This window comes from Nocardia mikamii NBRC 108933, assembly GCF_001613505.1.
Taxonomy (GTDB): domain Bacteria; phylum Actinomycetota; class Actinomycetes; order Mycobacteriales; family Mycobacteriaceae; genus Nocardia; species Nocardia mikamii.
This window is the reverse complement of the sequence record NZ_BDCM01000023.1, coordinates 39,834-51,914: the sequence shown is the minus strand read 5'-3', so window position 1 is coordinate 51,914 and position 12,081 is coordinate 39,834. Positions and strand designations below refer to the sequence as shown.

The window sequence follows — 12,081 nt, the reverse complement described above, 5'->3', positions numbered from 1 at the left end:
CGCCGCAGCTGAGCCGGGGCGGTGAGCGGGTTCGCTAACTCCCGCCGCGCACGGGCCCCGGTGCCACCGGAGTCGCCGAGACCACCGGCGCCGGCTCGCCCTGGATCGCCGACATGGTCTTCCAGGTGTCCCAGTCGATGGTCCAGTCGTAGAGGTCGCCGTCGGCGGCGGACAGGGCGATCGATGTGCCGGTGACCTCGACCGGGTCGCCGTACATGGCCGTCGGGAAGTACTGCTGGGCGTCGCTGGTGCTCAGGTTGATGCAGCCGTTGGTGACGTTGGTATTACCTTGCGCGGACGCCGATTCCGGGTTCGCGTGGATGAATTCGCCGTTGTTGGAGATCCGTACCGCCCAGCGTTCGCGAACGTTGGTGTAGAACGGCGGATTCGACATCAGGAAGTCTTCGTACTTCTCGGTCACCACGTGGATACCTGACCGCGTCACATTGCGCGCCTCGTTGCCCTCGCCGTAACTGCACGCGAAGTCGAACAGCGTCGAACCGTCGCGGATCACCTGCACCCGGTGACTGGGTGCGTACCCCTTCACGATCTGGCTACGGCCGATGGTGAACTGCGAGGACAGATCCGAGTTGCCGTAGGCGCCACCACCGAGGTCCAGGCCGTACAGTTTGGCCGCGAAGGTCACCGCCGTGCCGGGCGCCCAGTAGTTGCGCGGGCGCCAGTGCGCGCGGGAGCCGCCGTTCTCGTCCGGCAGCCAGGCCCAGCCGCCCTCGGCCTCCGGGGTGGTCGTGACGGTCAGCGCCTTCTCGACCGCTTCCTTGTTCTCGACGTGCTTCTTGAACTGCAGGATGATCGGCGCGGCGATGCCGACCTCCTGACCGTCGCCGATATTGATGGTGGCCGACACGGTCTGCTTGGGAGCGAGGGTGGTGAATTTCGACTCGATCGACACGGGCTTGTTGTCGGTGCCGACCGCCGTGCCCGACCAGGTGTAGGTGACGCCGTAGCCGAGCGGCTCGGTGACCTTGAAACTGCTCTTGTCGGGCGACAGGGTGCCGGTGACCTGCTTACCGTCCGGATTGGTCAGCGCGACCTGGTCGATGCGGCCCCCGGTGACCGTCGCCGAGACGGGTGCGACCGGGTTGACGTCGGCGGCTCCGCTGCCGGGCTCGTATGTCAGCTTCGCGACCGGGCCGGACGCCTTGGGCGCGGACGAACCGCTCCCACTACTGCCCGAACATCCGGCCACCAGCGCGGCCACCGCCAGCTGGCCGGCCCCGACCAGTACGGCCCGGCGGCCGGCAATTCCTCGAATGTTCACTTCCGCGAATTTACCGCGCCACTCCGACAGCCCGGCCCGATCGCGACGTGGCGCACGCCACCCCTAGAGCTCGAGACCGACGGTCACCGGCTCGGGTTCCAGCCTGATTCCGAAGCGCTGTTCGACGCCCGCCCGCACGGTCCGCGCCAGGTCCACCAGGTCCGCGGCGCGGGCGGAACCCCTGTTGGTCAGGGCGAGCGTATGTTTCGTCGACAACCGGACGGGAGCCTCCGGACCTGGGAAACCCTTACCGAAACCCGCTCGTTCGATCAGCCAGCCCGCGGAGAATTTCACCCCGCCCTCGGCGGCATAGGTCGGAATAGTGATATCTCCCACATGCGCCCTGATCGCGTCGAGGACGGCCGGCGCCCGATCCTGCGCGACGACGGGATTGGTGAAGAACGAACCGGCACTCCAGGTGTCGTGGTCGGCCGGATCGAGCACCATGCCCTTACCGGCCCGCAGCGCGAGCACCGCCTCGCGCACGGCCGCGGCGGGACGGGATTCGCCGTCGGTGGCGCCGAGGGCGCGGGCCAGTTCGCCGTATCGCAGCGGGGCGCTGGCACCGTCCGGATTCACCGCGAACTCCACCGCCAGCACCACGGCGCGATCGGAATGCTTGAGCACGGAGGTGCGGTAACCGAAGCCGAGTTCCTGCGGTGCGGCCCAGCGGATTTCGCCGCTGACGCGATCCAGCAGCCGAATCCGGCGCAGCACCTGTGCCACCTCGACGCCGTAGGCGCCGACGTTCTGCACCGGCGTCGCGCCGGCCGAACCCGGAATTCCGGACAGGCACTCGAGTCCGCCGAATCCGGCCGCGACCGTCGCCGCGACCACACCGTCCCAGTCCGCGCCCGCCTCGGCCGTCACGCTGCCGGATCCGAGTTCGACGGCGTCGGTGGCGATGCGGACGACCACGCCGGCGAACCCGCTGTCGGCGATCAGCAGATTGGAACCACCGGCCACCAGCAACACCGGAACGCCCGCGGCGTCGAGGCTGCGCACCGTCTCGACGAGTGCCTCCGTGGTGCGACATTCGGCGACGGTCGCGGGTCCGCCGACCCGCAGCGTGGTCAGCTGCGCCAGCGGCACCGATTCGCGCACCTGCGCGCCGGTCGCGCTCAGCAACTCACGCACGTTGTCGAATGCCACCACTCGAGATGTCTGCACATCGAAAGACGGTAGCGTGTCACACCATGGCGACACCCCTGGCGTACACAGCTCACTACGCGCACCCCGCCGCGGCGGTGCGTGCTGCGCTCGCCGACGAGCAGTACTGGAAGGACCGCATCGAGGAGGTCGGCGGGCCCGGTGCGCGGCTGGACTCCTTCTCGGCCGACGGTGATCGGCTCCGCGTGGAGATGGTGCAGACCATCCCCGCCTCCGAACTGCCCCCCGCCATCACCTCGGTGCGCCCGGGCGATCTCATCATCCCGCGTACCGAGAACTACGAGGGCCTGTCCGGCGTTTTCGAAGCCCATGTCGACGGTGCGCCCGCGAAGGTGCGCGGCACGGTCACCCTGACCGGTTCCGACACCGCCTCCCAGGCCGTCGTCGACGGCTCGGTCGAGGTGACGATCCCGTTGTTCGGCAAGAAGATCGAGGCCGTGGTGGCCGAGAAACTGCTGGAATTGCTGGCCTCGGAGACCGACTTCACCAACACCTGGATCACCAACCACTGATCCGGGCGCGCGCCGGGGACCAGTACCCTGGTCCCCCATGGCCCGCCGACTGGACTATTCCGCTCGCTATCCGCTGCACACCACCGAAGAGGTGTACGCGGCGCTGTGCAACCGCGCCTACTGGGATGCGCGGATGGAAGAGATGCGCAAGCACTCGCCCAACGAGGTGGTCCACCTGCAGGCCGACGGGGACGGTATCGAACTCGAACTCCGGCACATCCTGCCGCGCGACATGCTGCCCGAGATCGCGCAGACCGTGATGCGCAAGGATCTCGTGATCACCCGCAAGGAGAGCTACGGACCGTTCGGCCCCGAGGTCGAGGGCGAGTTCAGCGCCTCGGTTCCGGCCGGTCCGGGCACGCTGACCGGCACCGTGCGGTTGTTTCCCACCGAGACCGGCTGCACCCTGCGTACCTCACCCGTGGCGAAGGTCTTCATTCCGATGCTGGGCCCCAAACTCGAGCAGATGATGCTGGTCAATCTCGTCGACCTGTTCCGCGCCGAAGCCGAATTCACCCAGCAGTGGCTGGAAGAGCAGCGCCCGACAGCCTGAGGCCCGTGGTTCCATCGCACGCCTGCGTCACCGCAATGAGATCGCCGGGCCGGGCCCACCCCGCGAGCACCGGACGCCTCGACTCGACCGCGCACCCACGTACCGCCGCACCGGCGGGCCTCGCGCTCCCCGGCAAGGCCAAGCCGGTGGGCGCCATCACTCGCGGAACCACCGGAATCAATCGGCTGCGCCGCAGCGACCGCTGGCTGACCCACGACCCGATGGTCGTCCAGCGGCTACGGTCGGCCCCGGACCCGCTGGTGGTCGATCTGGGCTACGGGGCGAGTCCGGTGACCACGCTGGAGTTGGCGGCCCGGCTACGCCGGGTTCGCGGCGACATTCGCGTGGTCGGTCTGGAGATCGATCCCGCACGCGTCGTTCCCGATCGAGACGGCGTGCGCTTCGCCAGGGGCGGATTCGAACTCGCGGGCCTGCGGCCGGTACTGGTGCGGGCGTTCAACGTGCTGCGGCAATACGACGAGAGCGAGGTCGCGCGGGCATGGGCGACCATTCTCGGCGGATCGGCGCCCGAGGGGCTCCTGCTCGAAGGCACCTGCGACGAACTGGGCCGCCGCTGCGCGTGGATTCTGCTCGACCGCGACGGCCCGATCTCGCTGACGCTGGCCTGGGATCCGTTCACCGTCGACAAACCCTCCGATATCGCCGAACGCCTGCCGAAGGCATTGATCCACCGCAATGTCCGCGGCGAACGCGTGCACACGCTGCTCACCGCCGCCGACCGGGCGTGGTCGCATGCCGCGCCGATGGCGGTGTACGGTCCGCGCGTGCGCTGGCGGGCGGCGGCGGAACTGTTGCGGGAGCAGGGTTTTCCGGTGCGGAACTATCGCCGCCGGATGCGTGACTGCGTGCTCTCGGTGCCGTGGGAGTGCGTGCGGCCCGGCTGAATTCGAGGTCGCGTCCCCTGCGACCGCACGACGACGGCACTGCTCGTCGAGCGTTACCCGCGAGATCTTCGGGCGACGGTGCGCCCTATGCCGCGGCGAGGGCCCTGCGCACTCGCGCGGCCGCGTGCGGCGCCAAACCCGCACTCGCCGAAGCGATTTCCTGCGGAATACAGCGATGGATGGCGACCGCGTCGGCGACCACCTCGTCCAGCGCCGCCTGACCGATCCCGGTCTCGGCGAGGTCGAGTACGGTCCGCACGGGCGTGGTCACCAGGAACGCACCGGCCGATTCCACATCACCGCGATGCAGATCGCGGCGCAGGACCACTAGCCGGGGCGCCGCGGGCGGGCGGCCCGCACTCGCGGACAGGTGCAGGAAGCGCGGGCGCAGCCGGCCCAGGCCGTGCAATTCGGCGGCACTGTGGTGGGAGACGGCGGCGGCGCCGTCGAACCACGCCGCCCACATGGCGTATTCGTCGAGTGGGCCGTCCGGCCAATCGGCCATCCGCAGGATGCCGAGGCCGACGCGGATCACCGAGCCGTCGGAGAGGGCGCCGCGGATCCGGTGCTCGCATCCGGCACGCAACACGATGCGCGTGGTGAAGTATCCGGCGTGCCGGTCGGCGAGCTGGCGCAGTACCCACCACCCTTGCTCGGAATCCCCCGGTCGGCGCGCAGCCGCGGCATCTCCTGGATCATGCGCGGACATGCGACCAGGTTACGCCGGACCGATGTGCCACATGTCACAATCGGCAGGCCTCTGCATGACAAGCCTCACAGGCTCCACAGAGCGGGCTCAGAAAGCTCGGGAAGAATCGGTTGCCATGACCACTCCGGACACCGCGGTACCCGCTCCCGCACCGGCGGGTGAACCCCGACGCCGCAACGGGCGGCGGATAGCACTGATCATCGGACTCGTCGTGCTGCTCGCACTGGTCGGCACCGCGGCGGGCGCCGAAACCTATCTGCGGCACAAGAACCAGCAGTGCATGGCCTCCCAGGTCGAGAAGGAGCTGGGGTCGAAAGTCGATGTGGGATTCGGACCGAAGCCGTTGCTGCTCACCGCTGTCGACCACAAGGTCCAATACATCACCGTCGACAGCGACGATGCGAAGTTCGGCCCGGCCGTGGACATGAAGGTCCACGCCAAGCTCAACGACATCACCCTGCTCGACGGCGGGCGCGGCGGCGCGAAGGTCGGCAGCAGCTCCGCCGATGCGACCTGGAGCAACGAGGGAATCGCCCAGACCCTGACCGGTCTCGTATCCGGCGTGGAATCGGATCCGGCCGGCGGCACCCTGGACGTCAAGGTGCTCGGCGGGATCGCCGATCTGAAGGTTCAGCCGCACATCGTGGACGGCAAGATCGAGGTCAGCACGCAGTCGGCGTCACTGCTCGGGCTGGGGCTGCCCACCGATCTGGTCGACAGCATCGTCGGTTCGATGACGCAGAGCCTGCAGAACTACCCGCTGGGTATGCAGCCGACCAGCGTGAAGGTCACCGACAATGGGATCTCGGTGTCGTTGCGCGGCGGGCCGACCACGCTGCAGGGCGGTGGCGACACGGAGATCCGCTGCTGATCGCGGGCCCTACTCCGGGAAACCGGCGAGGACGTCCGCCGAGCGGGACAACCCCAGCCGGGTCGCACCGGCCGCGATCAGTTCGGCGGCCGCGGCGGCGGTGCGAATGCCGCCGCTGGCCTTGATGCCGAGCCGCCCACCCACGGTCTCGTGCATCAACCGCACGGCCCGCACCTCGGCTCCGCCCGCGGGGTGGAATCCGGTGGAGGTCTTGACGAAGTCGGCGCCGGCGCGTTCGGCGGCGCGGCACACCTCGACGATCGCCGCATCGGACAGTGCCGCGGACTCCATGATCACCTTGAGCAGCGCCCGGTCCTCGACCGCCTCGCGCACGGTGACGATATCGGCGAGCACCGCGTTGTAGTCCCCCGCGATCGCCGCGCCGACGTCGATCACCATATCGACCTCGGCCGCGCCCTGCTCTACCGCGAATCGCGCCTCGGTGCCCTTCACCAGGGAGTGGTGTTTACCCGAGGGGAAGCCCGCGACCGTGGCGACGGCCAGTCCGGGAGCGGTCACCGGCAGCATCGACGGCGACAGGCACACCGCGTAGACGCCCAGTGCACGAGCCTCGGCGATGGTGTTCGCGACATCGGCGGCGGTCGCCTCGGGGGCCAGCAGCGTGTGATCGATCATCGCGGCGACCTGGGCGCGGGTGTAGGCGGTGGGGGCGGTGTCGGACATGAGGACCAAGTCTGGCACAGCACGCGAATTCGATTACCCCGGACCGGCTTTGCGGCCCGCCGCCCGGGTGCCGTCATCGAACTGGGCGCAACCTGCGAGGATCGTGCGCATGAGTGGCACCGTGTCAGCAGATGATCGGCGTTTCGTCCTGAGCCTGGGCTGTCCCGACCGACCGGGCATCATCGCCCGCATCACCTCGTTCATCGCCGAATTCGGCGGGTCGATCGTGGAGGCCGGTTATCACTCCGACCCCGACACCAGGTGGTTCTTCACCCGCCAGGCCATCGCGGCCGCGACGGTGCCGTTCGGCATCGACGAGTTGCGCGAGCGGTTCACCGTCGTGGCCGCCGAGCTGGGCCCGCAGACCGACTGGCAACTGCTGGATTCCGGGCGCCGCCGCCGCGCCGTCCTGCTGGTCAGCCGCGACGGGCACTGCCTGCACGATCTGCTCGGGCGGGCCGCCAGCGGCGAATTGCCCGCGACCATCGAAGCGGTGATCGGCAACCATCCGGATCTGGGCGAGATGACCCGCGCGCACGGTATTCCGTTCCACCACGTGCCCTTTCCCGCCGATCCGGCCGAACGCGGCCCCGCCTTCGAGCAGGTACGCGAGCTCACCGACGCGCACGATCCGCACGCGGTGGTGCTGGCACGGTTCATGCAGGTGCTGCCGGCCGAGCTGTGCGAGCACTGGGCCGGGCGGGCGCTGAACATCCATCACAGCTTCCTGCCCTCGTTCGTGGGAGCACGGCCGTATCATCAGGCCTTCGCGCGCGGTGTGAAGCTGATCGGCGCCACCTGTCATTACGTCACCGCCGATCTGGATGCGGGACCGATCATCGAACAGGATGTCAGCCGCATCGACCATGCCGACACCGTGCGCGACATGGTCCGGCAGGGCCGCGACATCGAACGGGTGGTGCTGGCGCGCGGACTGCGATGGCATCTGGAGGGGCGCGTGCTGGTGCACGGGCGGCGCACCGTCGTCTTTTCCTAGCGGAACCTTCTCGTAACGCGGCGGGCCAAGACCGGGCGCCCTTGACCGGCCTTGGCGGACAACACGATTCAGCGTCGTGTTGCCGTCCTCGCCGCGCGGAGCCGGCAGCGCGGCTCCGCTACGACAGGTCTCGTGGCGACTTCCCGATCCGAACGTGGGTCACCAGGATGCACCCGCGCCGCGAGTACGTCCAGCCCCGGCGGGCCGTCGCGGGGCGCTCAGCCCGCCACCGCACGGCGGCCGAAGCGAGTGACCTCGATCAATCGGCGAAGTTCGGCGTTGAACTCCGCGCTCGCTTCGATATTCGCCAGATGTCCGGTGGCGAGGACCGAATAGCGATCCAGATTTCCCGCCGCGGCGAGCTCGTCGGCGATCTTGCGCGACATGCTCTCCGGCAGCAGATTGTCGTAGGCGCCGGCCATGACGCTGGTGGGGACGCACAGATTCGCTGCGGCGCCGTGGATTTCGAGTTCGATCAGCGCCAGCGCGTATTTCGCCCGCACCAGCGGACGGCAGGAGCGCACGATCGAGAGGCAGAAGTCCACCTGGTCCGCCGTGGCGTATCGATTCATGATGCGCGCCTTGAAGATTCCGCGCACCGGGGCGCCGGCCGGGAACGGCACGGGCTGACCGAACAGGGCGCGTCCCAGCCAGTTGGGGGCCGGGACGATGTCGTTGAAGATGGGGAGCACTCGCGTTTCGGCGGCGATATCGCCCGCCGTCGTGGTGAGCAGCAGGGCCGCGCTCGCGCGCTGCGCCACCTGCTCCGGATGGAATTTGGCCCAGGCCTGAATCGTGATGCCGCCCATGCTGTGTCCCACCAGCACGGCCTTGCGTCCCGCGGGCACCGCCGCGTCCAGGACGGCGCACAGATCGTCGGCGAGTTGTTCGGCGTCGAACCGGCCCGTTCCCAGGGTGCTGGCGCCGTGACCGCGCTGATCGAACGCGATGACGCGGTGGTCACCGGCGAAGGCGTTGATCTGCGGGTTCCAGTACTCGAGGCAGCAGGACCAGCCGTGCACGAAGACGATCACATCGCCGTCGGCCGGGCCGTACGCGTGGACGCGCAGCTGGGCACCGTCGGTGGTCGTGACCGAGAGGACCTCGGCGTCGGGTGCGCAGTTCAACTCGGCCGTGCGGTAGGTGCGCGAACGCATCTTCGCGCGATATCCGCCGGTCAGCGCGCCGATGCCGGTCCGTAGTTCGGCAACGTTCTCGGGCAGGTTCACCAGCATGACCACTCCTTTGTGTCCTACCGCACGTTACCGCGCTAGCAACGGTGCTTGCTAGTGCAAGCAGCGAAGAATTTCCGGTTTCGCACGTTTGTCCGGCGAAGCCGCACTTCAGCGCTGCCCGCACCCCCGCATCGGCCGAATACCCATTCCGCCCAACGGCATTCACAACCGCCGGCGCAACGTCCCACTACCCCCATTTATCGCCCGGCGGCACGGAAGTGCTACGCCGAATTCGCTGAGTGATTGCCGAACCGGCTAAGCGGTCGCCTCGCGCATGCGCCGTGCGGCGTAGGTTTCGGCCAGCACCTGGGCGAGTTCGTCGTTGAACGCCTCGTATGCCTCGACGTTGCCCAGATGACCGGTCGGCAGTTCGACCAGCTTGCGGAATGCGCCGACCGAGCGCAGCTCCTCGGCCAGGCGCTCGGAGTGCACCGGCGGCGTCATATCGTCCACGGAACCGGCGATCACCGTGGTCGGCACGGTCACACAGCGGGTACAGCTCTGCAGAGCCAGTTCGGCCAGGAGGAAACCGAATCGCGAACGCACCATCGCCGGGCACGAGCGCACGATCGCCAGCGCGAAGTCGACCACTTCACCGGTCGACGCCAGACTCATGATCTGGCGGCGGAAGATCCACTTCACCGGCCCGATCGGCGGGAACAACACCGGCAGGCCGAGCCCGAGGCGCCCGACCGGGAACGGCAGCGCCAGCGGACCACGGTTGAATCGCGGAACCACGGTGGTCTCGGCGATCAGGTCGCCGGAGGCGGTATTGGCCAGCACCACCGCATCGGCTCGCGCGGCGACCTGGCGCGGATACCGGCCGGCCCAGGCCTGAATGGTCATCCCGCCGAGACTGTGCCCCACCAGGACCGCACGCTGGCCGGGACGCAGGGTGGCGTCCAGCACCGCGGCGAGATCGTCGGCCAGCAGGTCGGTGGACAGCGGCGCGGTGCCGGATTCGCTCTCGCCGTGACCGCGCTGGTCGTAGGCGATCACGCGGTATTCGCCGGCGAAGGCGTTGATCTGGGGATTCCAGTATTCGATGCAGCAGGTCCAGCCGTGCGCCAGCACGATCGCCTCGCCGTCGGCGGGGCCGTAGCTGTGCACGCGCAGCCGGGCGCCGTCGGAGGCGGTCACCGTGGTCACCTCACACGGCACCGCGGGCGAATTCAGCGCGGGCAGGCCGTAGGGCCGGGTGCGCAGGGCTGCGCGATGGCCGGACAGCAGCCCGCGCAGACGCTCCGCGATCACCGCCACCGTGCTGGGCAACGTTGCCTGCATGAGAACACTCCTTTGTGTGTTACTGATCGATACAGTAACCCGAAGGAGTGGGTGCTTGCTAGTGCAAGCGCGAGGACGGCGGGTTCACCAGCGCGGACCGCGTTGAATTTCGTCGACCTTCGGCCGCACATCGGCCAGATAGATGCCCGTGGCGATCACCGCGGCGATCCCCAGCAATCCGACCGGCGTGCGGGCGAGCAGCAGGAAACCGAGGGCGACCGCGAGGATCGAGACCCAGATGGGCTTGGTGAGCTTGTCCACGGCCGTGAACGCGTCGGCACGCTGCCGAATCGCGTGCACCAGCGCGAAGATATTCGCGGCCATCGCGGCAAGCCAGAGCAGCCACAGGATTGCACTAGTCAGCTGGTACACAGCACCCATGATAGGAGCAACGCCCGCATGCGGCAGTGCGCATGCGGGCGTTGCGGGATCCGGTACCACCCGGATCCGCGTGGCGGTTCCGGATTACCCCTCGGCCGGTCTCTGCTGCGGCCGAATTACTTCTTGGCCGGAGTGGTCTTCTTCGCGGTGGTGGCGGTAGTGGTCTTGGCCGGCGCCTTCTTGGCGGGGGCCTTCTTCGCCGGGGCCTTCTTCGCCGGGGCGGGATCCTCCGCGGCGGCCTCGGTGGTCACCGCGACGACCTCGGCGTCGACGACCGCGGCGGCCTCGTCGGCCTGCTCGGCCGCTTTGCCCAGAAACCCACGGGCCTGGTCGGACACCTTGGTCAGGACGTCCTCGGCGCGAGTGACGACATCGGTGTAGATGCCCTCGACCTTGTCGAAACGCTCGTCGAAGCCGGGGTTGGAACGCAGCCGGTCGACGGTCTCCTCACCGCGCACGGCCAGATCCGAGTACAGATCCACCAGCTGGCGGTAGTACTGGTCGACCAGCTTGCGCAGCTCCTCCGGGGTGAACTTCTCGCGCAGTTCGGCGAGGTCGTCCGGCAGCTCGGAGGGCAGTCCGGTCAGGCGGCCGCGCAGCGTCTCGATCTGGTCCTGCACATCGGCAGGGAGATTCGACAGGCGCTCGCGAGCCTCCTCGACGCGGGAGTTCACATCGACGGTGGCGGCGCGGTCGCGGACACGGTCGACGATGTCGTTGACCGCCGCGTAGAGCGCGTCACCGGCTCCGACGGTCGCGTAGATCGGCTTGGTCACAGTGACGTTGGGCTGGGTCATAGTTGTTCGTTCTCCTGGCGTGGCGAGATTTCGGTAGTACTGCCATCGGTGGCATGGTGCGGAACCTCGTTGTCCCTTGGGCTTTCGGGTGCACCGCCCCTCGGGCTCTCGGGCACACCGCCCCTGCTCCCCCCTGGAACGCCCCCCTCGGATTCCCCCTGAACGGATTCCGAGACGTTCCCTCCGTTGTCGTTCCCGCCGTTTTCACGGCGGAACGATTCGTAGATATCCAGGAGCACCTGCTTCTGCCGCTCCGTGATGTCGGTATCGGCCAGCAGTGCGTCCCGCACCGGGCTGTGCTCCCTCTGTTCGAGGTAACCGGCCCGGACGTACAAGACCTCCGACGACACGCGCAGACCCTTGGCGATCTGCGTGAGTACCTCGGCGGACGGGTTGCGCAATCCGCGCTCGATCTGACTCAGGTACGGATTGCTCACCCCCGCCAGCTGTGCGAGCTGACGCAACGAGACCTGAGCGGCCTCCCGCTGCGCCCGGATGAAGCCTCCGATGTCGTGCGCCGCGTTGGCTACGCGACCCACCCGGTCTCCGGGAACCGCAGACGTCTCTGCGGTTTCCCCCGTGTTCCGATCAGAAACCTCTGGTTCCTGTGCCATCACACTGCTCACCTTCCGGCGGTTGTACGGTCGATTCTAAATGAGGGTGCTAACTCTTGCAAGCACCCCTGTTAGCACTATTTCGGC

14 protein-coding genes are annotated in these 12,081 nt (G+C 68.3%); 5 read left to right on the top strand and 9 right to left on the bottom strand.

What is annotated here, in order from left to right:
* Positions 1-34: 34 nt before the first annotated feature.
* Both NMI01S_RS30330 and NMI01S_RS30325 read right to left on the bottom strand, forming a co-directional pair.
* The gene (locus tag NMI01S_RS30330) at positions 35-1,276 is read right to left on the bottom strand and encodes a L,D-transpeptidase (RefSeq protein ID WP_439956319.1); all 1,242 of its coding nucleotides are present in this window, start codon (positions 1,274-1,276) and stop codon (positions 35-37) included.
* A 69-nt stretch (positions 1,277-1,345) separates the two neighbouring features.
* The gene (locus NMI01S_RS30325) at positions 1,346-2,437 is read right to left on the bottom strand and encodes a UDP-N-acetylmuramate dehydrogenase (protein WP_084513396.1); all 1,092 of its coding nucleotides are present in this window, start codon (positions 2,435-2,437) and stop codon (positions 1,346-1,348) included.
* A gap of 41 nt (positions 2,438-2,478) precedes the next feature.
* On the opposite strand from NMI01S_RS30325, the gene NMI01S_RS30320 reads away from it, so the two are divergent.
* Genes NMI01S_RS30320 through NMI01S_RS30310 form a run of 3 tightly spaced genes read left to right on the top strand, consistent with a single transcriptional unit; the run spans position 2,479 to position 4,422 of the window.
* Positions 2,479-2,964: a DUF2505 domain-containing protein gene (locus tag NMI01S_RS30320; protein WP_063002180.1), complete on the top strand. Its 486-nt coding sequence runs from the start codon at positions 2,479-2,481 to the stop codon at positions 2,962-2,964.
* A 37-nt stretch (positions 2,965-3,001) separates the two neighbouring features.
* A complete protein-coding gene (locus tag NMI01S_RS30315) occupies positions 3,002-3,517 on the top strand; it encodes a DUF2505 domain-containing protein (protein ID WP_063002179.1) in 516 nt (171 codons plus the stop codon).
* Between the two features lie 35 nt (positions 3,518-3,552).
* Positions 3,553-4,422: a class I SAM-dependent methyltransferase gene (locus tag NMI01S_RS30310; RefSeq protein ID WP_245717089.1), complete on the top strand. Its 870-nt coding sequence runs from the start codon at positions 3,553-3,555 to the stop codon at positions 4,420-4,422.
* Between the two features lie 85 nt (positions 4,423-4,507).
* On the opposite strand, the gene NMI01S_RS30305 is transcribed toward NMI01S_RS30310, so the two are convergent.
* Positions 4,508-5,131 carry a hypothetical protein gene (locus NMI01S_RS30305; protein WP_063002178.1) on the bottom strand — a complete coding sequence of 208 codons (624 nt, stop codon included), beginning with the start codon at positions 5,129-5,131 and terminating at the stop codon, positions 4,508-4,510.
* A 115-nt stretch (positions 5,132-5,246) separates the two neighbouring features.
* On the opposite strand from NMI01S_RS30305, the gene NMI01S_RS30300 reads away from it, so the two are divergent.
* Positions 5,247-6,002, top strand: coding sequence for an LmeA family phospholipid-binding protein (locus NMI01S_RS30300; RefSeq protein ID WP_084513395.1), 756 nt, complete (start codon positions 5,247-5,249; stop codon positions 6,000-6,002).
* A gap of 9 nt (positions 6,003-6,011) precedes the next feature.
* Here the strand turns inward: NMI01S_RS30300 and deoC are convergent, their stop codons facing one another.
* Positions 6,012-6,686 (bottom strand): deoxyribose-phosphate aldolase, encoded by a 675-nt coding sequence (gene deoC / locus NMI01S_RS30295; protein ID WP_036506096.1) that lies wholly within the window; start codon positions 6,684-6,686, stop codon positions 6,012-6,014.
* Between the two features lie 109 nt (positions 6,687-6,795).
* On the opposite strand from deoC, the gene purU reads away from it, so the two are divergent.
* On the top strand, positions 6,796-7,683 hold the full coding sequence (purU, locus tag NMI01S_RS30290) for a formyltetrahydrofolate deformylase (protein ID WP_063002177.1): 888 nt from the start codon (positions 6,796-6,798) through the stop codon (positions 7,681-7,683).
* 218 nt (positions 7,684-7,901) lie between these two features.
* Here purU and NMI01S_RS30285 read toward each other — a convergent pair whose 3' ends face one another.
* The 5 genes from NMI01S_RS30285 to NMI01S_RS36115 all read right to left on the bottom strand — a co-directional run bounded on the left by NMI01S_RS30285 (position 7,902) and on the right by NMI01S_RS36115 (position 11,994).
* Positions 7,902-8,918: an alpha/beta fold hydrolase gene (locus NMI01S_RS30285; protein WP_063002198.1), complete on the bottom strand. Its 1,017-nt coding sequence runs from the start codon at positions 8,916-8,918 to the stop codon at positions 7,902-7,904.
* Between the two features lie 255 nt (positions 8,919-9,173).
* Positions 9,174-10,202 (bottom strand): alpha/beta fold hydrolase, encoded by a 1,029-nt coding sequence (locus tag NMI01S_RS30280; RefSeq protein WP_063002176.1) that lies wholly within the window; start codon positions 10,200-10,202, stop codon positions 9,174-9,176.
* Between the two features lie 84 nt (positions 10,203-10,286).
* Positions 10,287-10,583, bottom strand: coding sequence for a DUF2516 family protein (locus NMI01S_RS30275; protein WP_063002175.1), 297 nt, complete (start codon positions 10,581-10,583; stop codon positions 10,287-10,289).
* 116 nt (positions 10,584-10,699) lie between these two features.
* Positions 10,700-11,380, bottom strand: coding sequence for a hypothetical protein (locus NMI01S_RS30270; protein WP_063002174.1), 681 nt, complete (start codon positions 11,378-11,380; stop codon positions 10,700-10,702).
* Positions 11,377-11,994, bottom strand: a complete 618-nt coding sequence (locus tag NMI01S_RS36115) for a helix-turn-helix domain-containing protein (RefSeq protein ID WP_063002173.1) — start codon at positions 11,992-11,994, stop codon at positions 11,377-11,379. The genes NMI01S_RS30270 and NMI01S_RS36115 overlap by 4 nt, the downstream gene beginning before the upstream one ends.
* Between the last annotated feature and the right edge of the window lie 87 nt (positions 11,995-12,081).

Coding starts and splice junctions, on each gene's coding strand:
- NMI01S_RS30320 (WP_063002180.1), top strand. CDS start 2,479: ATGGCGACACCCCTGGCGTACACAGCTCACTACGCGCACCCCGCCGCG.
- NMI01S_RS30315 (WP_063002179.1), top strand. CDS start 3,002: ATGGCCCGCCGACTGGACTATTCCGCTCGCTATCCGCTGCACACCACC.
- NMI01S_RS30310 (WP_245717089.1), top strand. CDS start 3,553: ATGAGATCGCCGGGCCGGGCCCACCCCGCGAGCACCGGACGCCTCGAC.
- NMI01S_RS30305 (WP_063002178.1), bottom strand. CDS start 5,131: ATGTCCGCGCATGATCCAGGAGATGCCGCGGCTGCGCGCCGACCGGGG.
- NMI01S_RS30300 (WP_084513395.1), top strand. CDS start 5,247: ATGACCACTCCGGACACCGCGGTACCCGCTCCCGCACCGGCGGGTGAA.
- deoC (WP_036506096.1), bottom strand. CDS start 6,686: ATGTCCGACACCGCCCCCACCGCCTACACCCGCGCCCAGGTCGCCGCG.
- purU (WP_063002177.1), top strand. CDS start 6,796: ATGAGTGGCACCGTGTCAGCAGATGATCGGCGTTTCGTCCTGAGCCTG.
- NMI01S_RS30285 (WP_063002198.1), bottom strand. CDS start 8,918: ATGCTGGTGAACCTGCCCGAGAACGTTGCCGAACTACGGACCGGCATC.
- NMI01S_RS30280 (WP_063002176.1), bottom strand. CDS start 10,202: ATGCAGGCAACGTTGCCCAGCACGGTGGCGGTGATCGCGGAGCGTCTG.
- NMI01S_RS30275 (WP_063002175.1), bottom strand. CDS start 10,583: ATGGGTGCTGTGTACCAGCTGACTAGTGCAATCCTGTGGCTGCTCTGG.
- NMI01S_RS30270 (WP_063002174.1), bottom strand. CDS start 11,380: ATGACCCAGCCCAACGTCACTGTGACCAAGCCGATCTACGCGACCGTC.
- NMI01S_RS36115 (WP_063002173.1), bottom strand. CDS start 11,994: ATGGCACAGGAACCAGAGGTTTCTGATCGGAACACGGGGGAAACCGCA.